The 22,641-nt window shown below is 64.3% G+C and carries 20 protein-coding genes; 7 read left to right on the plus strand and 13 right to left on the minus strand.

What is annotated here, in order from left to right:
• Window positions 1-119 precede the first annotated feature (119 nt).
• From EN786_RS03465 to EN786_RS03490, 6 genes are all read right to left on the minus strand, one after another.
• Window positions 120-1,262, minus strand: a complete 1,143-nt coding sequence (locus EN786_RS03465; protein ID WP_127311337.1) for a Gfo/Idh/MocA family oxidoreductase — start codon at window positions 1,260-1,262, stop codon at window positions 120-122.
• 11 nt (window positions 1,263-1,273) lie between these two features.
• Window positions 1,274-2,020 (minus strand): sugar phosphate isomerase/epimerase, encoded by a 747-nt coding sequence (locus EN786_RS03470; protein ID WP_127311336.1) that lies wholly within the window; start codon window positions 2,018-2,020, stop codon window positions 1,274-1,276.
• A 39-nt stretch (window positions 2,021-2,059) separates the two neighbouring features.
• Window positions 2,060-3,163 carry an ABC transporter ATP-binding protein gene (locus EN786_RS03475; protein ID WP_135907993.1) on the minus strand — a complete coding sequence of 368 codons (1,104 nt, stop codon included), beginning with the start codon at window positions 3,161-3,163 and terminating at the stop codon, window positions 2,060-2,062.
• Window positions 3,164-3,165: 2 nt separating this feature from the next.
• A complete protein-coding gene (locus EN786_RS03480) occupies window positions 3,166-4,101 on the minus strand; it encodes a carbohydrate ABC transporter permease (RefSeq protein WP_127283001.1) in 936 nt (311 codons plus the stop codon).
• Window positions 4,094-4,987 (minus strand): sugar ABC transporter permease, encoded by an 894-nt coding sequence (locus EN786_RS03485; RefSeq protein ID WP_135907963.1) that lies wholly within the window; start codon window positions 4,985-4,987, stop codon window positions 4,094-4,096. Before EN786_RS03485 ends, EN786_RS03480 begins: the two co-directional genes overlap by 8 nt.
• 101 nt (window positions 4,988-5,088) lie before the next feature.
• The gene (locus EN786_RS03490; RefSeq protein WP_126058246.1) at window positions 5,089-6,327 is read right to left on the minus strand and encodes an ABC transporter substrate-binding protein; all 1,239 of its coding nucleotides are present in this window, start codon (window positions 6,325-6,327) and stop codon (window positions 5,089-5,091) included.
• Window positions 6,328-6,734: 407 nt separating this feature from the next.
• On the opposite strand from EN786_RS03490, the gene EN786_RS03495 reads away from it, so the two are divergent.
• Window positions 6,735-7,772, plus strand: a complete 1,038-nt coding sequence (locus EN786_RS03495; protein ID WP_135907996.1) for a LacI family transcriptional regulator — start codon at window positions 6,735-6,737, stop codon at window positions 7,770-7,772.
• 133 nt (window positions 7,773-7,905) lie between these two features.
• On the opposite strand, the gene gndA is transcribed toward EN786_RS03495, so the two are convergent.
• From gndA to EN786_RS03530, 7 genes are all read right to left on the minus strand, one after another.
• Window positions 7,906-9,330 carry an NADP-dependent phosphogluconate dehydrogenase gene (gene gndA / locus EN786_RS03500; protein ID WP_127311858.1) on the minus strand — a complete coding sequence of 475 codons (1,425 nt, stop codon included), beginning with the start codon at window positions 9,328-9,330 and terminating at the stop codon, window positions 7,906-7,908.
• A gap of 290 nt (window positions 9,331-9,620) precedes the next feature.
• Entirely contained in the window at window positions 9,621-10,322 is a 702-nt protein-coding gene (locus EN786_RS03505) for a hypothetical protein (RefSeq protein ID WP_135907966.1), read from the minus strand.
• A 101-nt stretch (window positions 10,323-10,423) separates the two neighbouring features.
• Window positions 10,424-12,055: a copper resistance CopC/CopD family protein gene (locus EN786_RS03510; protein WP_135907968.1), complete on the minus strand. Its 1,632-nt coding sequence runs from the start codon at window positions 12,053-12,055 to the stop codon at window positions 10,424-10,426.
• Between the two features lie 54 nt (window positions 12,056-12,109).
• Entirely contained in the window at window positions 12,110-12,631 is a 522-nt protein-coding gene (locus tag EN786_RS03515; protein WP_127311838.1) for a YcnI family protein, read from the minus strand.
• A gap of 32 nt (window positions 12,632-12,663) precedes the next feature.
• Window positions 12,664-13,209, minus strand: a complete 546-nt coding sequence (locus tag EN786_RS03520; RefSeq protein ID WP_127311837.1) for a copper chaperone PCu(A)C — start codon at window positions 13,207-13,209, stop codon at window positions 12,664-12,666.
• Window positions 13,210-13,312: 103 nt separating this feature from the next.
• Entirely contained in the window at window positions 13,313-13,663 is a 351-nt protein-coding gene (locus tag EN786_RS03525) for a DUF2946 family protein (RefSeq protein WP_127311836.1), read from the minus strand.
• Between the two features lie 149 nt (window positions 13,664-13,812).
• Entirely contained in the window at window positions 13,813-14,715 is a 903-nt protein-coding gene (locus EN786_RS03530) for a GntR family transcriptional regulator (RefSeq protein ID WP_127282993.1), read from the minus strand.
• A 248-nt stretch (window positions 14,716-14,963) separates the two neighbouring features.
• Here EN786_RS03530 and EN786_RS03535 point away from each other — a divergent pair, with 248 nt between their 5' ends.
• From EN786_RS03535 to EN786_RS03560, 6 genes are all read left to right on the plus strand, one after another.
• On the plus strand, window positions 14,964-16,469 hold the full coding sequence (locus tag EN786_RS03535; protein WP_127282991.1) for an altronate dehydratase family protein: 1,506 nt from the start codon (window positions 14,964-14,966) through the stop codon (window positions 16,467-16,469).
• Window positions 16,470-16,582: 113 nt separating this feature from the next.
• Window positions 16,583-17,581: an aldo/keto reductase gene (locus EN786_RS03540; protein ID WP_127282990.1), complete on the plus strand. Its 999-nt coding sequence runs from the start codon at window positions 16,583-16,585 to the stop codon at window positions 17,579-17,581.
• A 318-nt stretch (window positions 17,582-17,899) separates the two neighbouring features.
• Window positions 17,900-18,895, plus strand: a complete 996-nt coding sequence (locus EN786_RS03545; protein WP_127282989.1) for an ABC transporter substrate-binding protein — start codon at window positions 17,900-17,902, stop codon at window positions 18,893-18,895.
• Window positions 18,896-19,042: 147 nt separating this feature from the next.
• Window positions 19,043-20,596: a sugar ABC transporter ATP-binding protein gene (locus tag EN786_RS03550; protein WP_135907970.1), complete on the plus strand. Its 1,554-nt coding sequence runs from the start codon at window positions 19,043-19,045 to the stop codon at window positions 20,594-20,596.
• Window positions 20,593-21,558: an ABC transporter permease gene (locus tag EN786_RS03555; RefSeq protein ID WP_127282987.1), complete on the plus strand. Its 966-nt coding sequence runs from the start codon at window positions 20,593-20,595 to the stop codon at window positions 21,556-21,558. The genes EN786_RS03550 and EN786_RS03555 overlap by 4 nt, the downstream gene beginning before the upstream one ends.
• 66 nt (window positions 21,559-21,624) lie before the next feature.
• Window positions 21,625-22,641 (plus strand): zinc-binding alcohol dehydrogenase family protein, encoded by a 1,017-nt coding sequence (locus EN786_RS03560; RefSeq protein WP_127310764.1) that lies wholly within the window; start codon window positions 21,625-21,627, stop codon window positions 22,639-22,641.

Raw genomic sequence — 22,641 nt, forward strand, 5'->3', positions numbered from 1 at the left:
CTGAACGGATCGGGCATGGTTCACCGCAACGCGCTGACCATGCCCTGCGGCCCACCCTTTACCCTCTCCCCGAGAGAAGGGGGAGAGGGCTGGTAAAAATTATCGATAATTGCGGCGATCTACTTCTTCTTGGCCAGCAGGTCCTTGGCTTCCTTGACGCCGAGTGCGGCCGGCCGCTCGCAGGTCGTCTGCATGGCGACGAACTTGCCCGTTTCGCCCGAGCGCAACAGGCCGGTCATCACGTCGACGGCGTGCAGCGCCAGCTCCATCGAGCAGCGGTGCGGCCGCCCCTCAGCGATCGCCAGCGCCATATCGGCAAGGCCGGCGGTGCGGTAGTTGGCCATCATGCCTTGCGAATGCATTTCGTTCGGCACGCCGAACGGATGCTTCCATTTCGGCAGCTTCTTGACCGGTTTCGCCGCCTCGGTGAAGCGCACGTCGCCGCCGAAGAAATTCGGATCCGGCACGTACACTGTCCCCCCCTCGCCATAGAGTTCCATCGGCGCATGGCCGTGGCTCCAGACATCCCAGCTGGTGTTGAGCGTCACCACCGCGCCGTTCTCGAACTCCAGCAAGGCGTGGATGGTGGTCGGCGTGTTGACCGGGATTTTCTCGCCCGCGCGCGGTTTCGACGAAATCGTCCGCTCCTTGGCCGGCGTCGAGGCGAAGGCCGCGACCTGCTTCACCGGCCCGACCAGCTGGATCAGGTTGGTGATGTAGTACGGCCCGATGTCGAGCACCGGGCCGGCGCCCGGCTGGAAAAAGAAATCCGGATTGGGATGCCAGTGCTCCATGCCGTGACCCATCACATGGCAGGTGCCGCTGGTGATCTTGCCGAGCGCGCCGGTGTCGATCAGGTTGCGCACCAGCTGATGCGCGCCGCCAAGGAAGGTGTCCGGCGCCGAGCCGATGCGCAGTCCCTTCTTCTCGGCCCGGCCTTTCAGGTCGAGCCCCTCCTTGATCGAAAGCACGAACGGCTTTTCCGAATAGACGTGCTTGCCGGCGTCGAGGATCTCCTTCGACACCTCATAGTGCACGGCCGGGATCGTCAGATTGACGATGATGTCGATGTCGTCCGCCTTGAGCAGGTCATTGACCGTCTCGGCGCGCAGCTTGAACTCCTTCGCCCGCGCCTTCGCAGCGTCCATGTTGATGTCGGCGCAGGCACGCATCTCGATGCCGCGGAACAGCGGCGCCAGCGAGAAATACGCTTTCGAGATGTTGCCGCAGCCGATAACGCCGATACCCAATTTCTTTGCCATGTCGATTGTTCCTAGTAAGCCTTGACGGATGCGATGGAGCGGCGGGCGAAGCGCTCGATGTCGTTCGGGTTGTCCTGCTCCATGACAAAGTACTTGGCGGCGCTCTTGGCGCGCAACGTCTTGATCAGGCCGGCCCAGTCCATCGTGCCATGACCGACATCCGACCAGCCATCCTCGTCGAGGCCCTCGCCCGGCTTGGCGATGTCCTTGACGTGGACGGCGCTGATGCGCTTGCCGTGCTTCTCGATCCAGGGCAGCGGATCCGCGCCGCCGCGCACCACCCAGGCGACGTCCATCTCCCAGCCGATATCGGGCGCGGCGGCAAAGATGTGGTCCTGCGGTACCGAGCCGTCGGCAAGCGCCTTGAACTCGAAATCATGATTGTGCCAGGCAAAACCATAGCCGGCCTTCTTTGCCGTCTCGCCGACCTTGGCCAGCCGCTCGCCGAAACCGCGCCAGCCGGCGGCGTCCGCCGGCCTCTGCTCGGCGACCAGATAGGGGCAGATCAAAAGCGTGACGCCGAGCGCGTCGGCGATCTTGCGCACGCCGTCGAAGTCGTTCTCGAGCGCGTCGATCGAGAAATGCCCGGTCGGCATGGCCAGCCCGTTCTTGTCGAGCTCGGCGCGGAAGGATTTCGGATCGTTATAGACGCCGCCAAACCCTTCGACTTCCTTGTAGCCGAGCCTGCCGAGCGTCTGCAGCACCCCTTCCCAAGGCTGGAAATTGCGGGCGCTGTAAAGTTGGAATGACCAGTTCATCGTCTCTGTCCGTTTCTTGGGGGATGGCTGCTTGGGAGGTTAAAGGCGGTTGTCGGTTTGAGCGTCGAACAGCGAGGCGCGTGCCGGATCGAAGCCGATGCGAATCGCATCGCCGTTGCGCAGCGTCTTATCTGCTTCGACGCGGAAGGAGATGATCTGGCCGCCGAGCTTGGTCCACACCAGCGTGTCTGAGCCCATCGGATCGACGATCTCGACCGTCGACTCGGCGGTGAACGGCATTGCCGCGGCTGCGTCGCCGAAGGCTATGTGCTCGGGCCGGATGCCGAAGATGCAAGGCTTGGCGCCACGGCCACCGTCGCCGTCGAATTGATAGCGGCCGAGCGGCACCGACACGCCGTCGGCTTTGAACACAGGGGCGGTGCCGGCTTCCAACTCCCCCTTGAGGAAATTCATCGCCGGCGAACCGAGGAAGCCGGCGACGAAGCGGTTGACTGGCCGGTTGTAGATCGTCTGCGGCGCATCGAGCTGCTGGATGACCCCGCCCCTCATCACGGCGATGCGGTCGGCGAGTGTCATCGCCTCGATCTGGTCATGGGTGACGTAGATCATCGTGTTCTCGAGCTTGCGGTGCAGCAGCTTGATCTCGACCCGCAGTTCCGAGCGCAGCTTGGCGTCGAGATTGGAAAGCGGCTCGTCGAACAGGAACACGTCGACATCGCGCACCAGCGCGCGCCCGATCGCCACGCGCTGGCGCTGGCCGCCGGAGAGCGCCGACGGCTTGCGTTGCAGGAGCGGCTCGATCTGCAGGATCTCGGCGGCGCGCGCGATGCGCCTGGCGATCTCGTCCTTGGGCACGCCGGCGACGCGCAGGCCGAAGGACAGGTTCTTCTCCACCGTCATCTGCGGATAGAGAGCGTAGGACTGGAACACCATGCCGATGCCGCGGTCCTTGGGCTCTTCCCAGGTGACGTTCTTGCCCTTGATGAAGATGCGCCCGTCCGAAATGTCGAGCAGACCGGCGATGCAGTTGAGCAAGGTCGACTTGCCGCAGCCCGACGGGCCGAGCAGCACGATGAACTCGCCCTCGGCGACGTCGAGGTTGAGCGTCTGCAGCACCGACACGGCGCCGAAATTCAGCGACAGATCCTGGATCGACACGCTGGGATTGGCAATGTCCGTCATCATCATCCTTTCACCGCGCCGGCGGCGATGCCGCGTACGAAAAGCTTGCCGGAAATGAAGTAGACGATGAGCGGCACGAGGCCGGTCAGGATGGTGGCGGCCATGTTGACGTTGTACTCCTTCACGCCCTGCACCGAATTGACGATATTGTTGAGCTGCACCGTCATCGGATAAGTGTCCGGCCGCGTGTAGACGACGCCGAACAGGAAGTCGTTCCAGATGCCGGTGACCTGCAGGATGACGGCGACGACGAAGATCGGCAGCGACATCGGCAGCATGATGCGCAGATAGATGCCCCAGAAGCCGGCGCCGTCGACGCGTGCCGCCCTGAACAGCTCTTCCGGCATCGACGAGAAATAGTTGCGGAACAGAAGCGTCAGGATCGGCATGCCGAAGATCGAATGCACGATCACCAGGCCGCTCAAGCTGCCGTAGAGGCCGATCTCGCGCAGGATGATGACGATCGGGTAGATCATCACCTGATAGGGGATGAAGGCGCCGACGATGAGGATGACGAAGAAGGTGTCGGCGCCCTTGAAGCGCCAGTTGGCGAGCGCGTAGCCGTTTACCGACGCGATCGCGATCGACAGGATCACCGAGGGAACGGTGATGCGCACCGAATTCCAGAAGCCGCGCGAGAGCCCGTCGCAATTGAGGCCGGTGCAGGCCTGCGACCACGCCTTGACCCAAGGCTCGAAGGTGATCTCCAGCGGCGGCGAGAAGATGTTGCCGAGGCGGATCTCCGGCATGCCCTTGAGTGAGGTGACAACCATCACGTAGAGCGGCAGGAGGTAGTAGACCGCCACCACGATCAGCGTGCCATAGAGGAAGATGTTGCGGCGCGAGAACACGTGCCGCGGCTTCGGGCCGCTCGGTCCCGTGGCTTCGCGCCTGAGAGCATCGGCGGTGCTGGGCAGGGGGATGGCAAGCTCAGACACGCTTCTTGCCTCCGAATTCGAGATAGGCCCACGGCACGATGACGATCACCACCGACAACAGCATCATGGTCGATGCGGCAAAGCCCTGGCCGAGGTTCTGGGCGAAGAACATGTAGTCGTAGACGTATTTTGCCGGCACCTCGGAGGCGATGCCCGGCCCGCCGCTGGTCTGGGCCACCACCAGGTCATAGACCTTGACGATGCCGGCGGCGATGATGACCAGCGTGGTGATGAAGACCGGCCGCATCATCGGAATGACGATGAACAGATAGGTCTTCCACATCGGGATCCCGTCCACCCGGGCTGCCTTCCAGATATCCTCGTCGATGCCGCGCAGGCCGGCGAGCATCAGGCACATGACGAGCCCGGTGCCTTGCCATAGCGCCGCGATCGAAATGCCGTAGATGACGATGCTGGAATTGTAGAGCGGATCGAAGCTGAAGCTTGTCCAGCCGAGGCCTCGCACCACGCCCTGAATGCCGAAGTCCGGATTGAGCAGCCATTGCCAGACGAGGCCGGTGACGATGAAGGAGAGCGCGAAGGGATACAGGAAGATGGTGCGGAATGTGTCCTCGAAGCGGATCTTCTGGTCGAGCAGCGCGGCGAGGATGAAGCCGATCGCCAGCGAGAACACCAGCGAAATGACGCCATAAATCAAGAGGTTCTCGATCGAGATCAGCCAGCGCGGCGTCGCCCACAACCGGTAATACTGGTCGAGGCCGACGAAGTTGAGCCGCGGCAGCAGCTTCGAGTTGGTGAAGGAATAGAGCACCGTCCATGCGGTGCCGCCGACTAAAACCACCAGCGCGGTGAGGATCATCGGGATCGAGGCGACCTTCGCATTGAGGTTGCGGAAAAGCTGGTTGGGGCGTTCGCTCTTGCTCATCTCGACAGCCGGGCTGGGGCAATGACGACATCACGCTCCTGACCCCGGATAGGCTGGGGCCAGGAGCTGGCGGGGGCGCCGTAATCAGTCGGCAAAACCAATCAGTCCGCCGAAGCGATGATGTCGGCGAAACGCTTCTGCGCGTCTTCGACGGTCAAGTCCGGCTTGGCGAAGAATTCGGAGAAGAGATCCTCCTTCTGCTTCTGGCTGTCCTGCGACATCAACTGGTCGGTCCAGGGCATGACGCTGCCCTTGGCCAGGATGTCGAGGCCCTTCTTCATGCAGTCATTCGCCGCTTGCAGGTCGACGTCGCCGCGCACCGGCAGCGAGCCCTTCTTCAGGTTGAAGGCAACCTGCGTCTTGGGATCGAGCAGCGTTTCGGCCAGCACTTCCTGCGCCTTGGACTTGTCGGCGTCCTTCAGCAGCGGGAAGTAGAAGGCATCGCCGCCGGTGGCAATCACCTCGTTCAGCCCAAGGCCCGGAAGGCAGGTATAGTCCTTGCCGGCGGTCTGGCCGGCGACCTGGAATTCGCCCTGCGCCCAGTCGCCCATGATCTGGCCACCGGCCTTGCCGGTGATGACGAGATTGGTTGCCTGGTTCCAGTCCTGCACATTGGTGTTCTTCGCCATCTTGCGGGCATCGTCCGCGGCCTTGAACACCTTGGCGACCTCGGGCCCGGCGGCGAATTTCGCGTCTTTGTCCTTGTAGACCTTGAGGAAGGTATCGGTGCCGCCGACAGCCGCGAGCAGCACGTCGAAGGCGCCGGAGGCTTGCCAGGGCTGCCCACCGACGGCGAGCGGGATGATGCCTGCCTTCTCCAGCGCAGGGGCGGCCGCCACATATTCATTCCAGTTCTTCGGCACCGGCACGCCAGCCTTTTCGAAGGCCGCGTTCGACAGCCACAGCCATTGCCAGGAATGGATGTTGACCGGCACGCAATAGATCTTGCCGTCGATGGTGCAGCTGTCGAGCAGGCTTTTCGGCCGCACGACTTCCGTCCATTTGCCCTTGGTGGCGATATCGGTGAGGTCGCGCATCAGGCCGGCCTGCACCAGCTCTTCCGCCTGCCTGCCGTGGTTGAACTGGGTGGCGCCCATCGGGTCGCCGCCGGTGATGCGGCTGATCATGATCGGCCGCGCCGTGCCGCCGGAACCGGCGATGGCGCCGTCGACCCAGTGATTGCCCGTTGCGTCGAAGGCCTTGGCCAACTCGGCGACAGCCGCCGCTTCGCCGCCGGACGTCCACCAATGGGTGACTTCCAGGTCGGTTGCGGCCGCCGGACCGGCGAACTGCAGCGCGGCCGTCGCCGCCAGCGCAGCAGTCAGGATTTTGTATCGCATTTCGGTTCCTCCCAAGAATCTGAAACGTTACAGATTTTCGATACGGCAATTGCACGACATGCGCAACCCCTCACGCAAACGCCGCTTCGATATTTTTCGGAGCGCGAACAAAATAGTTCCGCCGGGCACGAGTTTGTGCACCGCAATACGCAAAGCTGCGCTGCAAAACGCTAGAAGCTGGCAAAAAATTGCCCGAAACGCCTTTCGCGCTGATTCCCAACGACTTTCCGAGCCGGGAGAGCACGCCAGGAAAAGGCAGACCAGGGGCCGGCACAGACAACGGTCGTGACAATCTGTAACGTTTCAGTGTATGGGGGTTTTTGTTGGGACGGGGAGCTGGCCGCCCGACGATAGCGGCGATTGCCGGCCGGCCCGGCGACTGCTATGCGCCTGACGGGCGGGACGATATGGACAGGGACCAGACGGACAGGGATGGCGAAGCGCCGGCCAGGCCGACGCTGAAGACGCTTGCCTTCATGACGGGGCTGGGCGTCACCACCGTGTCGCGCGCCTTGAAGGACGCCCCCGAGATCGGTGCCGAGACCAGGCGGCGCGTGCAACTCGTCGCCAGGCAGATAGGCTACCGGCCGAACCGCGCCGGCGTGCGCCTCAGGACCGGCAAGACCAATGTCATCAGCCTCGTGCTCAACACCGAGCGCGAGATCATGAGCTTTGTTTCGGACATCATCTACGGTGTCTCGGAGGTGATCGCCGACACGCCCTATCACCTGATCGTCACGCCCTATTCGCGCTCGCAGGATCCGCTCGATCCGATACGCTATCTGGTCGAGACCGGCTCGGCCGACGGCATCATCATTTCGCGCACCCAGCCGGACGATCCGCGCGCCCGCTACATGCTGGAGCGCGGCATTCCCTTTGCCACGCACGGCCGCACCGACATGGGGCTCGTGCACCCCTATCATGATTTCGACAACTACGCCTTCGCAGGCGAGGCGGTGCGCTATCTCGCCGGCATCGGCCGCAGCCGGCTCGCCCTTGTGACGCCACCGGTCGGCCTCACCTACTATGGCCATACGCTGAACGGCTTTGCCGATGCGCTGAGTGAAGTCGGCGCCAGCGAGGTGCCGTTCAACACCGTGTCCATCGACCAGTCGATCGAGCAGATCAGGATGCGGACGGCGCAGTTGATGCAGCGCCGGGACCGGCCGGACGGCTTCGTCAGCAGCGCCGCCGCGGCGACGCTCGCCGTCGTCGCCGGCATCGAGGATGCCGGCCTGAAGCTCGGCCGCGACGTCGACGTGGTGTCGAAGCAGTCGTCGGAACTGCTGCATCTGTTCCGGCGGGAACTGCTGGTCGTCAACGAGAACTTCCGCCTCGCCGGCTCCGAGCTGGCCCGCTCGGTGCTCGGCTGGATCGGCGGCTCCGAACCCGGCTCGCTGCAATCGCTGAGCAAGCCGAGCGAGGTTCTGCCCTATCGCGGCTGATTGGCGCGACTTGAGAGGCAGGTCAGGCCGAGTCGGAGTCGAAGACGGGCGCGAAGCGACCAAACTGGGTGGCTTCCGAGAACCGGAGTAGAAGCGCAGGAGGCCGCCATTTGCAGGCCGGCCTTGCCTGCCCTTAGGCCGCGCCGCTGCTCCAGGGTCCATGGAACGCGCCCTGCTCGCCGATGCGCTCGAAGCCGTGCGCGCCGAAGAAATCGCGTTGCGCCTGGATCAGATTGGAGGTGCCACGCCCCTGGCGGTAGCTGTCGAAGTAAGCCAGCGCCGACGACAGCGCCGGCACCGGTGAGCCGGCTTCCGACGCCCGCGCCACGATCCTGCGCAGTGAAGGATGCGCCTCCTGCATCATGGCGATGAAGGCCGGCGCCATCAGAAGATTGGTTGACGCGCTGCCAGAGCCGAACGCCTCGGCCATCGTGTCCAGCATCTGCGAGCGGATGATGCAGCCGGCGCGCCAGATCTTGGCGATGGTCGGCATCGGCAGGTTCCAGTTGAATTCCTTCGAGGCGCCGCTCATCACCGCGAAACCCTGCGCGTAGGCGGCGATCTTGCCGGCGAACAGCGCCAGCTCCAGATCCTTGAGCAGGGCGGCCTTGTCGCCGGCGATCTTGGCGACGCCGATATTGCCATAGGCCTTTTCCGCTGCCTGCCGCTCATCCTTGATCGACGACAGCACGCGCGCCGCAACCGCCGCCTCGATCGCGGTCGCCGGAATGCCGAGCTGCTGCGCCTCGATGACCGACCATTTGCCGGTGCCCTTCTGGCCCGCGCGGTCGAGGATGATGTCGACCACCGGCTTGCCGGTCTTCGGATCGTCGGCGGCCAGCACCTTGGCGGTAATTTCGATCAGATACGAATTGAGCCGGCCCTTGTTCCAGTCGGCGAAGACGGCGCCGATTTCTTTCGGGCCCAGGCCGAGGCCGTCGCGCAATATGCCGTAGATCTCTGCGATCATCTGCATGTCGGCATATTCGATGCCATTGTGGATCGTCTTGACGAAATGGCCGGCGCCGTCGGTGCCGAGCCAGGCGGCGCAGGGCTCGTCCTTGAACTTGGCGGAGATCGCCGTCAGCACCTTCTCGACGCGCTTCCAGGAGTCTTCCGTGCCGCCGACCATGATCGACGGGCCATGCCGCGCGCCCTCCTCGCCGCCGGACACCCCCATGCCGATGAAGGTCAGGCCCGAGCCAGACAATTCGGAGAAGCGCCGCATCGTGTCGCGGAAATTGGCATTGCCGGCATCGATGACGATGTCGTTGTCGGACAGCACGCCGCGCAGCGCCGCGATCTGCTCGTCGACCGGCTTGCCGGCCAGCACCATGATGATGATCGGCCGCGGCGGCCGGATCGCGGCGGCGAGTTCCTCCAGGCTGTAGCAGGGCACAACCATGTCCTTCAGCGGCCCGGCGCTCGCGACGAAGGCGTCGGTGCGCGACGCGGTGCGGTTGAAGACGGCGATGCGGTGCCCATGCTCGGCGATGTTGAGCGCCAGGTTGGAGCCCATCGTGCCAAGGCCGATCAGGCCGATTTCGGCTTTTTCCATCGTTTCTTCCCTGCTTTCCGAATTTTGTTGGGCCGTGTTTTGCCGGGATGATTGACGGGCCTTTGCGATGGCGTCAACCGCCTCGCCGAATTGTGTTGCGTCCGCCTTGTGTGGGATTCAGGTCAAGCCGAGCCAGGAGGTGTCCCATGGGGACGATTTTTTCTCCAAGGGCCACTCCACGTTTGATCTGCGAGAGGCACATTGCCGCAATGGATTGCACTAGAAGACGGAGCGGCCCAGCGCGACCTCCCCCTGGGTCAAGCGACGTTCCGGCGTCGGGTCCTATCCTCTTACCAAGGACGATGACTAGGGCAACTCCCCCCACGGTATGTGGCCAGGATTGCATCCATGGCTTTACTGTATTCGGAAAAGCTTGGAATGAGCCCCAATTCAATGGCCTGGGTGACACATCTGGCGCCAGCATCCGAGGAGTTTGCCTGAGACAGGCAATTTTTCAATTTTGCCATTGAAACCGGAGGGGGAGGATTGATTGAACTATAGCTGATCACGCCAGAACGAATGGATACAACCGTGACATCGCCCCTGTTCCATCGAGCAGGGTCAAAGATGTAGTTGAGCATGCGTTTGTCGTCAGGGTATTTTGACATACCGTAGATTGCCATGACAAACACATTGGCAAGTGCCTTGTCACCCGGATCAATTTTCGTATCCGAATCCGAGGCAGGGAGCTCGAGGTCTCCCCCAAGCTCCAAGGCAAGCTCTGAAAGGACTTCGCCATCGCCTTCTCGCGCCATGGGCCAAAGCAGCGCCCACTGCTTGTTACATTGGTTTTTGTAGTAGGACTCTACGGCAAACTTCAGGCGCTGCTCGCGGGTCAAACTCGGCTGCATCAAGCTTGTTTTACCTGTGAGATCGCATCCGCAAACAAGAAAAAAGACCAGAAGACCGCAACATACTTTCACAATATACCGGGTCGATATGACCACTGATTCAATTGTTTCTTGCCAAGAAAAGCGCTCCGTCAACAGCATCACTCCGATCCCGAACACCTCAACGCATTGGTAAAAACCGGTGAACCGCATAAGGCGCACCGCAGCTTAAGTGGAAAACGAGAGCATAGCCATCTGGTATATTATTCGGCGCGGATGTCGATCGGCGCCTCTATCTTCACCACCTCGAAATCCGAAACCAGAATATCGAGCCGCGCCGTCCAGCGGCCGGGAACCGGGATGATCAGGTTGTCGACGCGCCATGTGCCGTCGCCCGGCTTCGTCGCCGGCCGCTTGATCGGCTCGATGCCGGAATCCGGCTTCGACAGCACCAGCGTCACCGCCTTGGCGTCGAGCGGCCCGAAATCGCCGCTCATGATCACCATCGACGCGGCGACCGGCCCGGCATGGCCGGGCGTGATGCTGAGATCGGCCATCGCTTTCAGCGTGTGGATGTGGATCGACACCGGCTGCGCGGCGGCGATCGCCAGCGCGCGCGGCGGTGGCGTGAAACGCCAGCCGGCGGCGACGGCGAAGATGGCGACCACGATCAGGACCTCGGCGCCGATCGAGCGCGCCAGCCGCCGCTGCACCTCGGTGGCGCCGGCTTCGGCCGGAGCCGTCAGCGTCCAGCGGTTGACGGTGGCGAGCGTGAACAGAAATAGGAGCAGCACCAGCTTGACGAGCAGCAGCCTGCCATAGGCGGTGTTGACCAGCGCCGACGGCGTCTGCACCTGGATGACGGCAAGCACGATGCCGGCGGCGGCAAGCACGGCGACGACCGGCAGGATCGCGCGCGAAAACCGGTGCAGGAAGAGCTTGGCCTCTTCCGACTGCTGCCTCACCGAAAGCCCGAGCGGCACCAGTGCGCCGGCCCAGAAGGCGATGCCCGCGCCGTGCAGGAACACCATCGGCCGCGTCAGCCATTGTGGTTCCGCCGCGCTGGCATGGCCGCTGGCGGCGAGCGCGGCGCCGACGCCGGCCAGTCCGGCAAGGGCAAGCGGCTTGCGGCCGCCGCGCGGCCCGGCCAGCGACAGCAGGCCGAGACCAAACGCGATCAGCGCGATCAAAACGGTCCAGCCGAAGCTGGTGGCGAACGCTGTCTGCCAGACCACCGGCTGCGCCAGCCGTGCAAGCGGCGCGCCCAGCGCATCGAGCCCCTGCAGCCCGAGCGACATTGGCGCGGCAACCAGGCCGCACAGGATCGCGCCGATGACGAAGCGCCGGCCGCAGCGTTGGTCCTCGGCCAGCCAGGCAAGCGCGAAGGCGCCGCCGACACCGAAAAACAGGCCGATATAGAGCAGGACCTTGCCGATCCAGATGGCCGACCGCAGGTCCCAGTCGACCGCCTCCCCAGCCACCGGCGGAGCGCTCGGCGCGCCGATGGAGAAGAGCACGGAGCCGCCGACCGGATGGCCGTCCTCCGAAATCACCCGCCAGCTCAGCACATGCGTGCCGGCTTTCAGCGTCTCGGGATTGTCGATCTCGATGGTCTGATCGTCGAGCCGGTAGGACGTCAGGACAAGCTGAGTGCCGTCCGGCCGCACCAGGTTGAGCACCAGCGGCGACACCGGCTCGCTGAAGCTCAGCGAGAACCTTGCCGGGCTTTGCGCCAGCACCGCGCCGTCCACGGGATCGGCGTTGATCAGCGCCGCATGCGCGAAGGCGCGGTCCGGCAGCGCCATAGCCGCAAACAGCAAGATGACGGCCAGAAGCCGGGCAAAAAGCCGGGCGGCTCGCCAGTCATCGATGCAGGTCCTTGGGGAAGCGCTCATGCCATCATCGCGAAGCAGGCGGCGCGCGCTGGAACGGAGCGCGCCGCCAGGAGATCATTTCTTCGGCAGCAGCTTGATGCCGGGCGCCGGATTTTCCAGCTCGTCCTCCTCCTGCCCCGCGGCCGGCATCTCGATCCAGCGTGCCGCGGCGCCGCCGTCGCATTCCTGCACGACGGGGAAGTAGAGCATCTGGCCGACAGGCAGATCCGCCGTCAGATTGGCTCTGAAGACGAACTCGTCATAGAATTCGTCCGGCAGATTGCCGCCGCTCCAGTCGACCTCCTTGACGCCGGTGGTCAGCGTCTCGCCATAGAGCTGGTAGGACTTCTCGTACTTGCCTTTCTTGGTCTGCAGCGTCCAGCCGGGTTTCGGCATCGGCTTCACCGAGATCACCCCTTCTGGAATCTGCACGCGCACGGCGGTCGTCGCCTTGCCCTCGCAGCCATGCGGCAGGCGAAGCACCGCCTTGTAGGTAGAACCGACAGGCGCTTCCTGGGTTTCCAGCGTAACATGGGCCAGCGCCGCATCTGCCCCGAGCGCGAAGAGCACGCCGGCCGTCAAAAGATACTTGTTCATGATTGTCCCTCGAAGTTTGTGTGATTGCCGGGTCACTCGGCGTGGTCCATGTCGGTGTCGCCGGTTTCACCCATGCCTTCGACTTCGAACTCGACGGTGACGCTGCCGGCCTTCTCGAAGGTGAGCGTCGCCGGGAATTTTTCGCCCTGCTTGGGCTGCCGCTTCAGCCCAACGAACATCAGGTGATAGGCGCCCGGCTTGAGCGCCACCTTGCCGCCGGGCGGGATTTCGAGGCCGCCGCTGACTGGGCGCATGGTCATGACGCCGTCCTTGACGCCCATCTCATGCAGTTCGGCCTTCTCCGAAATGTCGGAGGCAATCGCCAGCAGCCGGTCCGGCGAGCTGCCTTTGTTGATGATGGTGAAATAGCCGCCGGCGACCTTGGCGCCGGCAGGCGTGGCCCGCGACCAGGGATGCTCGATTTCGAGATCGCCGGCCTTGAATTCATGCGCGAAGGCGGCGCGAGCGCCGACCAACAGCATGGCGAGGGTGGAAAGGAGGATGCCGAGGTGCTGCCAGCGCCGGGATCGGTTGCTGCGGCCAGACGCGCTGGCCTGCGTTGCGGTAAAGGAAAACATGGTTGCTCCATGATGCGGTGATCGCACCGCCGCGACGCCGCGGACGGTCCGATAGTTGGATGAATGCGCCCGCGAAAGGTTCCGCGAGACGAGCCGGGACGGATCAGGCCGTCGCTGGCGGCGCGCGCGGGTTCGATGGAGAGCGATCGCGGGCGAAATCGACATGGGTGAAGGCCGGCGGCGCGAACACCACGGCCTCGAGCACGAGGCTGCGGGCGAGAATACCGGCATCGGGCGGTGGCGCGTGGGCCGCGGAAACCATGCTGCAGCCAAGCACGCAGCAGGCCGGCATGTGCTGCCGGTGCGGATCGCTGCCGGGAAGCTGGGCAGCGCCCTCATGCGTGCAGATGACATTGCCGAAGGCGTCGAGCTGCGCGGCCGCCGGCCCGGCCGCGAAGGCGCCAAGTGCCGACTGCAGCAAAAGCATCAAGGCCGCGACGAACGCGACCCTCATGCTCCATCGTCTCCGCCGGATGTCCAAGCCCTGCCTCTCCACGCAGCAACGGCAGATACCTAGCATGCGGCCAACGGAGCGAAAATCGCCAAATCACGGCTGCGGCAACGCGGCGCGACCAATGCGTATCGCCGGGACCCCGGCGCGGCTCAGGCGTGTTGCGGCTGCCGCCCCTCGGGGATCGAGGTCAGCAGTGTCTGGCGCGCCGACTTCAGATGTTTGCGGCAGGCGGCGTCGACCCTGCCGAGATCGCGCGATTTCAGCGCCGCGATATAGGCCAGATGTTCCTGGACGGCGACCTCGTTGCGCTCGCGCTCCTGCGCCTTGTTCCACTGGTAGTGGTAGTGGAAGATCATGGCGATGACGTCGTAGAAATCGACGATGAAACGGTTGTGCGAGGCGCGGTGGATCAGCCGGTGGAAGCGCTCGTCCAGCTCGGAAAACGCGGTGAAGCGCGTGGCGATCTCGCGCGCCAGCTGGTGGTGCTCATCCTCCAGCCGGTCGAGATCGGCCCAGACCGGGCTCTCCTCGGGCAGGGCGGCAAAAGCGGCCGCCGAGCGCAGCTCGAACATCTCGCGGATCTCGGTCAGCTCGATCGCGAAAGCCCGGGTAAAACCCTTCAGCACCCAGTGGCTGTTGCGTCGCTTCTCGATCAGTCCGAAGCGCGAGAAGCGGATCAGGAATTCGCGCACGCTGGTGGTGCCGACGCCGATCTCGCGCGCCAGCTCCAGCTCGTTGATCTGCATGCCGGCCTCGGCGCCGCCGGCAAGCAGCCGCCGCATGAAGGAGCGCTCGATGATCTCGGCCAGCGTGTCGGTCTCCTCCTCGGGGAAGAAGTCGTCCGGCCGCGGCGCCCTGAGCACCGTCTTGCTGCGCTTGTTCCAGGCGATGAGCCCGGTTTCTTCCATGCGCGCCAGGATGCTGCGCACCGTGGTGCGGCTGACGCCGAGCAGCGTGCCGAGCTCCGGTTCCGACGGCAGGCTCTGCGTCTCGTCGAGCAGCCTGAGGCAGCGGTTGTAGGCGTCCTTGTAGACGTTGTTGCTTTTCGACATCCCCCGCCCCGTTGCGCGCCGGCGCTTGCGGCGGTCGGCCTGAAGCGCGATATGGTCCTAACGCATGCTGCCGTAAAGCGGAATCGCTTTCAGATGCCGGCCGGCTGGCCCTCGCATCCGCAAGCGCGCGGCGCTCTCGCGAAAAAACAATTGACGCAAAAATGTTTTTTCACGATAAAAGACATTATCCATTAACTCACGCGTGTCAATCCGCCCCACGCACCCAGGAACATCCCAGGAAACCGCCCGTGAACGCCGCAAACAGCATCCTCCTGTCTCCCGCCGACAATGTCGCGGTCGCCAATGGCCGCATCGAGATCGGCGCGGCGCTGCCGGGCGGCGCTGTCGCCGTCGCGGTGATCGAGCCTGGCCACAAGGTGGCGATCAAGCCGATCGCGACCGGCGAGGCGGTCGTGAAATACGCGCAGGCGATCGGCCGCGCCACGCAGGACATCGGGCCCGGCGAACATGTCCACTCGCACAATCTCATCTTCGAGAGCGGCCGCCTGCCGGTGGTGCCGCCGAGCGAAGCCGAGCACGCGACCGAGGCCGACCGCGCCCGCACCTTCATGGGCTATCGCCGCGCCGACGGCCGCGCCGGCACCCGCAACTTCATCGGCATCATCGCCAGCGTCAATTGCTCGGCCACCGTCTGCCACGCCATCGCCGACGAGGCCAATCGTACGCTCTTGCCGAAATACCCGGGGATCGACGGCTTCGTGCCGATCGTGCATGGCCAGGGCTGCGGCATGAGCGGCACCGGCGACGGCATGATGGTGCTTCACCGGACACTCGCCGGCTATGCCCGGCATCCGAATTTCGGCGGCGTGATGATGGTCGGGCTGGGTTGCGAGGTCAATCAGTTGACCCTCTACGGCCAGAAGGGCGTCGCCGCCGGCAAGCGGCACTTCAACATCCAGGACGCCGGCGGCTCGCGCAAATCGGTCGAGAAGGCGATGGGCGTGCTCGCCGAGATCGCCGAGGAGGTCGGTCGCCTCGAGCGCGAGCCGATCCCGGTCAGCGAGATCGTCGTTGGCCTGCAATGCGGCGGCTCCGACGGCATGTCCGGCATCACCGCCAACCCGGCGCTGGGCGCGGCCGTGGACATCCTCGCCGGCGTCGGCGGCATCGGCATCCTGTCGGAGACGACGGAGATCTACGGCGCCGAGCACCTGCTTGCCTATCGTGCGGCAAGCCCCGAGATCGCGGCCAAGCTCGACGGCTATGTGAAATGGTGGGAAGACCACGTCGCCAAGCACGGCGCCTCGATCGACAACAACCCTTCGCCCGGCAACAAGCGCGGCGGCCTGACCACCATCCTTGAGAAGTCGCTGGGCGCGGTCGCCAAGGGCGGCCAGACGCCGCTCAACGGCGTCTTCGGCTATGCCGAGAAGGTCACCGGCCACGGCCTGGTGTTCATGGATACGCCCGGCTACGACCCGGTCTCCGCCACCGGCCAGGTGGCGGGCGGCGCCAACGTCATCGTCTTCACCACCGGCCGCGGCTCCTGCTTCGGCTGCCGGCCGACACCGTCGATCAAGGTCGCCACCAACTCGACCATGTACCACCAGATGGAAGAGGACATGGACGTCAATTGCGGCGTCATCGCTTCCGGCGAGAAGACCATCGCCGGCATGGGCCGCGAGATCTTCGAGCTCATCGTCGAGACGGCGTCCGGCCGCAAGACAAAGAGCGAGGCCTTCGGCTACGGCGACAACGAGTTCGTGCCCTGGCACCTCGGCGCGACGCTCTAGACATCAACTCGAGCAATTCCAGGAAAAGGCGTGAAGCGGTTTTCCGTCCGGGATTGCGTCAAAACAAACAAGACATCGGCCGGCTGACGGATAGCCGGCGCGGGAGGCTTTGCATGAACAAGCGCCGGATCGGCACCACTGCGCTCGAAGTCAGCGAGATCAGCTTCGGCGGCGCCGCGATCGGCGGGCTCTACCGGGCCTGTCCGCGCGAAGCGGCGATGGAAACGCTGCAGACGGCCTGGGACGGTGGCCTGCGCTATTTCGACACCGCGCCCTTCTACGGCTTCGGCCTGTCGGAGCGCCGGACCGGCGATTTCCTGCGCCAGAAGCCGCGCTCGTCCTACGTGCTGTCGACCAAGGTCGGACGCCTGTTCCGCCCCGTTCCGGCCGACCAGGTCCCCGACCATTCCTACGTCGATCCGCTGCCCTTCGCGCTCGACTACGACTATTCCTATGACGGCATCATGCGCTCGGTCGAGTTCAGCTATGCGCGGCTTGGGCTGAACAGGATAGACATCCTGTTTGTCCACGACATCGGCACCTACACGCATGGCGTCGAGCAGACGAAGCTGCATTTCCGCCAGTTCATGGATGGCGGGTTGAAGGCGCTGGAGGAGCTGAAGTCGTCCGGCACGATTTCCGCCTACGGGCTTGGCGTCAACGAGGTGCGCATCTGCCTCGATGTGCTGAGCCGGGCACCGCTCGACTGCATCCTGCTCGCCAGCCGCTATTCGCTGCTCGACCGCAGCGCCGAGGCCGAACTGCTGCCGCTCTGTCGGCGGCGCCAGACGTCCCTGATCATCGGCGGTGTCTTCAACTCCGGCATATTGGCGACCGGTCCGGTGCATGGCGCGCATTTCGACTACCAGCCGGCGAGCAAGGATATCCTCGACCGCGTCGGCGCCATGGAGCGGATCGCGGCCGATGGCGGCTATCCGCTGGCGGCCGCCGCCTTCCAGTTTCCGCTGCATGAACCGGTCGTGGCCTCGGTCCTGACCGGCACGGCCAAGCCGGCCAACCTGACGCGCAATCTGGAACTGCTCGACGTCGAGGTGGCGCCGGCGGAATACGCCAAATACGATCCCTATACGGTGGTCCAGGAACTCGGCTGATAGGCGGAGCTCCTGCCCGGCTCCGTGCGCTACATGGGCCGGGGGAGTTCACGATCGAGAGAGAACATATATTCCATATTGACACATGAGTGGAATTAATATTCCATCTCAAATTCGGGAGGATCGGAAGCGTTCGAACGCAGCGACGGCAAACGCAAAGGCCGTCGCGCAGACGTGACGAAACAGCACTTGCGTCGACGGGGTCGATGCACTATCAACAAATGGCAAATGTTTTTTATTGATAAAGTTCTGTTTGGGCCGCGCCTATCCGAACGGAGCTTCCGTAACCTTCACCGGGCGATCTAGGGAGGAACCCTCATGAAATTCGTGACCAGCATTCTCAACCGCCGCGCTTTCGTCGCGCTCGCCGCCGCCTCGATGCTCGCTGGCGCGCTGCACACGGCGCCGGCCTCGGCGGCGGACGTGACCATTCCGATCATCGTCAAGGACACCACGTCCTTCTACTGGCAGATCGTGCTCGCCGGCGCCCGCAAGGCCGGCAAGGACCTCGGCATCAACGTGCCGGAGCTTGGCGCCCAGGCCGAGACCGACGTCAACGGCCAGATCTCGATCCTCGAGAATGCCGTCGCCGGCAATCCGGCCGCCGTCGTCATCGCGCCGACCGAAGCCAAGGCGCTCGGCAAGCCGATCGACGAGGCCGCCACCAAGGTCAAGGTCATCGGCATCGACTCCGGCGCCGACTCCAAGGCCTTCACCTCGTTCCTGACCACCGACAACGTCCAGGGCGGCCGCGTCGCCGCTGACGGACTTGCCGCGGCCATCGGCGAGGCTAATGGCGGCAAGGTAGAAGGCAAGGTTGCGCTGATCACCGCACTGCCGGGCGCCGGCTCGCTCGAGCAGCGCGCGCAGGGCTTCAAGGAACAGCTCAAGGCGAAATATCCCGGCCTTGAGCTGATCGCCGACAAGTATGCTGACGGCCAGGCCACCACCGGCCTCAACATCGCCACCGACCTGATCACCGCCAACCCGGACCTGAAGGGCATCTTCGCTTCCAACCTGATCATGGCGCAGGGCGTCGGTCAGGCGATTGCCGAGAACAACCTGGCTGGCAAGGTCGGGCTGATCGGCTTCGACAGCGACGAGAAGCTGATCAAGTTCCTCAACGACGGTGTCATTTCCGGCCTCGTCGTCCAGGATCCGTACCGGATGGGCTATGACGGCATCAAGACCGCGCTCGCCGCCTCGAAGGGCGAGAAGGTCGAGGCCAATGTCGACACCGGCGCCAACCTGGTCACCAAGGCCAACATGAAAGAGCCGAAGATCGACGCGCTGCTCAATCCGAAGCTCGACTAAGCATCGCGATAGGCGCACTGTTTCCGGGGCCTCGCTGCCCCGGAAACACCAGCACATCCGGGGATCCGCTGGCTTGAACCATCCTTGACGATGCGGCTGCGCCGCATCGTTGCGTGCCAATCTTGAGGCCAATCTGGGAGGATTGTCATGACGTCGACGGCGCAGGACCTGCACCCCGCCCCCACGCTGGAGCCCGGCAGGACGATCCTCGAACTGCATGGGCTTGAAAAGCGATATCCCGGCACGCACGCGCTGAAGCCGGTCAACCTCGCCTTCAAGTCCGGCGAGATCCACGCCATCGTCGGCGAGAACGGCGCCGGCAAATCCACCCTCATCAAGCTTCTTACCGGTGTCATGCCGCGCACCTCCGGCGACGTCATCTGGGAGGGCAAGCCAGCGGCGCTGGCGACCCCGCACGAGGCGATGGCGCTCGGCATCAATGCCGTGCACCAGGAGGTCGTGCTCTGCCGCCACCTCACCGTCGCCGCCAACATGTTCCTCGGCGAGGAGGATTCCCGCTTCGGCATCCTGCAGCAGCGGGCCATGGTCAAGGAAGCGCAGAAGATCATCGACGGTCTTGGCTTCGACCTGCCGGCGCATGTCGTGCTCGGCGATCTCACCATCGGCCAGCAGCAGCTGATCGCCGCCGCCCGCGCCACCGTGCGCGGCACCAAGTTCCTGATCTTCGACGAGCCGACGGCCTATCTCACCCGCAAGGAGGCCGACCAGCTGTTCAAGCTGATCCGCCGGCTGAAGGGCGAAGGCGTCACCATCATCTACATCAGCCACCGCATGGAGGAGGTGTTCGAGCTCGCCGACCGTGTCTCGGTGCTTCGCGACGGCACCCTGGTCGGCACCCGCAACATCGCCGAGACCAGCGAGCCGGAGCTGGTCAAGCTGATGATCAACCGCTCGATCGAGCAGATCTACCACAAGGAAAATTTTACGCCGGGCGCGACCATCGTCGAGACACGCAACCTCTCCGGCAAGGGCTTTGAAAATGTCTCGTTGAGCGTCCGCGCCGGCGAGATCGTCGGTCTCTACGGCCTGATCGGCGCCGGCCGCAGCGAGTTCGTCACCACCCTCTACGGCCGCCACCGGAAATCGGCCGGCCAGATCCTGTGGGAAGGCAAGGAGGTGCAGGTCAACTCCGAGCACGATGCGATCCGGCTCGGCATGGCGCTGGCGCCGGAAAGCCGCCGCGACCAGGGCCTCTGCCTCAACCTGCCGGTCGGCCTCAACCTCAACCTGCCGATCTACAAGCGCATCTCGAACAATCTCCTGATCTCCAACACGCAGGAGAAGGTCGAGGCCGATCGCCAGATCGCCGGCCTCAGGATCAAGACGCCGACGCGCAACGCGCTCGCCTCCAGCCTGTCGGGCGGCAACCAGCAGAAGATCGTCATTGGCAAATGGCTGGCGCATGGCGCCAAGCTGTTCATCTTCGACGAGCCGACGGTCGGCGTCGATGTCGGCACCAAGGCCGAGATCTACCGCCTGTTCTCGACGCTGTTGTCCAACGGCGCCGGCATCATCCTGATCTCCTCCTATCTGCCGGAGGTCTATGAGCTCGCCGACACGCTGCATGTGTTCCGGCGCGGCAAGCTTGTCGCCACGCACGGCTTCCGCACCGCCGACCACGAAGACATTCTCTCTCAGGCGCTCGCCGAGAAACAAGAAAAACAGGGAGGACAGAAATGAGCACCGAGGCGATCGCGGCCGAAAAGCCGAAGCGCAACTATAACGCCCTGTTCGGGCTGACGCTGCTGGCGCTGCTGGTTCTGTTGTGGGTCATCCTGTCGGTGTCGACGCAGAGCTTCGCCTCGGCCAACAACATCTCCAACCTGCTGCGCCAGGGCTCGATGATCGCCATCCTGGCGGTCGGCCAGACCTTCGTCATCATCACCGGCGGCATCGATCTTTCGGTCGGTGCCGTGGTCGGCTTCGCCACCGTCATCACGGCGATGCTGATCAATGCCGGCGTGCCGGTCTTCGCCGCCATCCTGATCACCCTGCTGGTCGGTGTCGCCATCGGCCTGTTCCACGGTTTCGGCATCGTCAGGATGGGCCTGCCGCCCTTCATCATCACGCTCGCGACGCTGACCTCGCTGCGCGGCATCGGCCTGTTGATGACCAACGGCAATTCGATCTCGATCAACAACGACGCCTTCCAGGAATTCTCCCGCAATTCCTTCGTCGGCATCCCCAACCTGTTCTGGATGGTGATCCTGGTCGGCATCCCGGCCTACATCTTCCTCCACCACAGCCGCTGGGGCCGCTACCTGTTCTCGGTCGGCTCCAACGCCGAGGCCTCGCGCCTGTCCGGCGTCAACGTCCAGCGCACCATCTACATGGCCTATACGCTGTCCGGCCTGTGCGCCGCCTTTGTCGGCGTGCTGCTCGCCTCGCGCATCGGCATCGGCAATCCGACCCAGGCCGAGGGCTGGGAATTGCAGGCGATCGCCTCGTCGGTGATCGGCGGCACCTCGCTGTTCGGCGCGGTCGGCTCCGTGCACGGCCCGCTGCTTGGCGCCTTCATCCTCGCCACCATCAACAACGGCGCCAATCTTTTGAACGTCAACGCCTTCTGGCAGCGCATCATCACCGGCGTGCTGATCATCGTCATCGTCTATTTCGACGGGCTGCGCCGGCGCGGCAAGTAAGTTCCCTCCCAGTGCCGCTGGCCCCGCGAAAGCGAGGGCCGGCGGCATGAACAATTGGATTGAAGCATGAAAGCAGTCGTCTGCCGATCGCCCGGCGATCTTGTCCTCGAGGACCGCCCGACGCCGGGGGCGCCGCCTGCCGGCTGGGCGCGGGTGGCGGTCAGCCATGTCGGCATCTGCGGCACCGACTACCACATCTTCGAGGGCAAGCACCCGTTCCTCGCCTACCCGCGCATCATGGGCCACGAGGTCTCCGGCACGGTTGCCGAAACCGGCGATGGCGTCGCCCTGAGCGTCGGCGAGGCCGTCATCATCAACCCCTATCTGGCTTGCGGCAAATGCATCGCCTGCCGGAAAGGCAAGCCGAATTGCTGCGTGAGGATCGAGGTGCTCGGCGTCCATCGCGACGGCGCCATGTGCGAAGAGATCCTGGTGCCGGCGCAAAATCTTTACCCGGCAAACGGCCTGTCGCTGGCCGATGCCGCCGCCGTCGAATTCCTGGCGATCGGCGCGCATGCGGTGCGCCGCGCGCAAGCCGAATCCGGCGCCCGCGCGCTGGTCATCGGCGCCGGCCCGATCGGACTTGGCACGGCGCTGTTTGCCCGCATCGCCGGCCTCGACGTCAGCCTGCTCGACATGAGCAGCGAGCGCCTTGGCTTCGCCGAAAGCGAGCTTGGTTTCGCCGCGCTCGACGGCTCGCGGCAGGCGGCGGCCGATCTGGTGCGGAACGCGACCGATGGCGAGGGCTTCGACGTGGTCTTCGACGCCACCGGCAACACGCAGTCGGTGCAATCGGCCTTCGCCCATGTCGCGCATGGCGGCAGCCTCGTCCTGGTCAGTGTCGTCAAGGACGACATCACCTTCTCCGACCCGGAATTCCACAAGCGCGAGATGACGCTGATCGGCAGCCGCAATGCGCTCCGCGCCGATTTCGACCATGTCGCCGCCTCGATCCGCAACGGTGCGGTGCCCATGGCAAAACTCGTCACCCACCGCACGAGCCTTGCGGGCACGCCGCGTGATCTCGCAAGATGGGCGCATGAGAAATCCGGTCTGATCAAGGCCGTCATCGAGATCGGGTAG

Origin of the sequence: Mesorhizobium sp. M4B.F.Ca.ET.143.01.1.1, from assembly GCF_004792275.1 — a bacterium.
GTDB classification, from domain to species: Bacteria; Pseudomonadota; Alphaproteobacteria; order Rhizobiales; family Rhizobiaceae; genus Mesorhizobium; species Mesorhizobium abyssinicae.

Bases quoted from the DNA above. Each gene is read 5' to 3' on its own strand.
- EN786_RS03470 (WP_127311336.1), bottom strand. From the start codon at position 2,020: ATGAACTGGTCATTCCAACTTTACAGCGCCCGCAATTTCCAGCCTTGG.
- EN786_RS03525 (WP_127311836.1), bottom strand. From the start codon at position 13,663: ATGAGGGTCGCGTTCGTCGCGGCCTTGATGCTTTTGCTGCAGTCGGCA.
- EN786_RS03540 (WP_127282990.1), top strand. From the start codon at position 16,583: ATGAACAAGCGCCGGATCGGCACCACTGCGCTCGAAGTCAGCGAGATC.
- EN786_RS03465 (WP_127311337.1), bottom strand. From the start codon at position 1,262: ATGGCAAAGAAATTGGGTATCGGCGTTATCGGCTGCGGCAACATCTCG.
- EN786_RS03560 (WP_127310764.1), top strand. From the start codon at position 21,625: ATGAAAGCAGTCGTCTGCCGATCGCCCGGCGATCTTGTCCTCGAGGAC.
- EN786_RS03475 (WP_135907993.1), bottom strand. From the start codon at position 3,163: ATGACGGACATTGCCAATCCCAGCGTGTCGATCCAGGATCTGTCGCTG.
- EN786_RS03545 (WP_127282989.1), top strand. From the start codon at position 17,900: ATGAAATTCGTGACCAGCATTCTCAACCGCCGCGCTTTCGTCGCGCTC.
- EN786_RS03530 (WP_127282993.1), bottom strand. From the start codon at position 14,715: ATGTCGAAAAGCAACAACGTCTACAAGGACGCCTACAACCGCTGCCTC.
- EN786_RS03520 (WP_127311837.1), bottom strand. From the start codon at position 13,209: ATGTTTTCCTTTACCGCAACGCAGGCCAGCGCGTCTGGCCGCAGCAAC.
- gndA (WP_127311858.1), bottom strand. From the start codon at position 9,330: ATGGAAAAAGCCGAAATCGGCCTGATCGGCCTTGGCACGATGGGCTCC.
- EN786_RS03485 (WP_135907963.1), bottom strand. From the start codon at position 4,987: ATGAGCAAGAGCGAACGCCCCAACCAGCTTTTCCGCAACCTCAATGCG.
- EN786_RS03505 (WP_135907966.1), bottom strand. From the start codon at position 10,322: ATGCTGTTGACGGAGCGCTTTTCTTGGCAAGAAACAATTGAATCAGTG.
- EN786_RS03555 (WP_127282987.1), top strand. From the start codon at position 20,593: ATGAGCACCGAGGCGATCGCGGCCGAAAAGCCGAAGCGCAACTATAAC.
- EN786_RS03510 (WP_135907968.1), bottom strand. From the start codon at position 12,055: ATGAGCGCTTCCCCAAGGACCTGCATCGATGACTGGCGAGCCGCCCGG.
- EN786_RS03515 (WP_127311838.1), bottom strand. From the start codon at position 12,631: ATGAACAAGTATCTTTTGACGGCCGGCGTGCTCTTCGCGCTCGGGGCA.
- EN786_RS03490 (WP_126058246.1), bottom strand. From the start codon at position 6,327: ATGCGATACAAAATCCTGACTGCTGCGCTGGCGGCGACGGCCGCGCTG.
- EN786_RS03550 (WP_135907970.1), top strand. From the start codon at position 19,043: ATGACGTCGACGGCGCAGGACCTGCACCCCGCCCCCACGCTGGAGCCC.
- EN786_RS03495 (WP_135907996.1), top strand. From the start codon at position 6,735: ATGGACAGGGACCAGACGGACAGGGATGGCGAAGCGCCGGCCAGGCCG.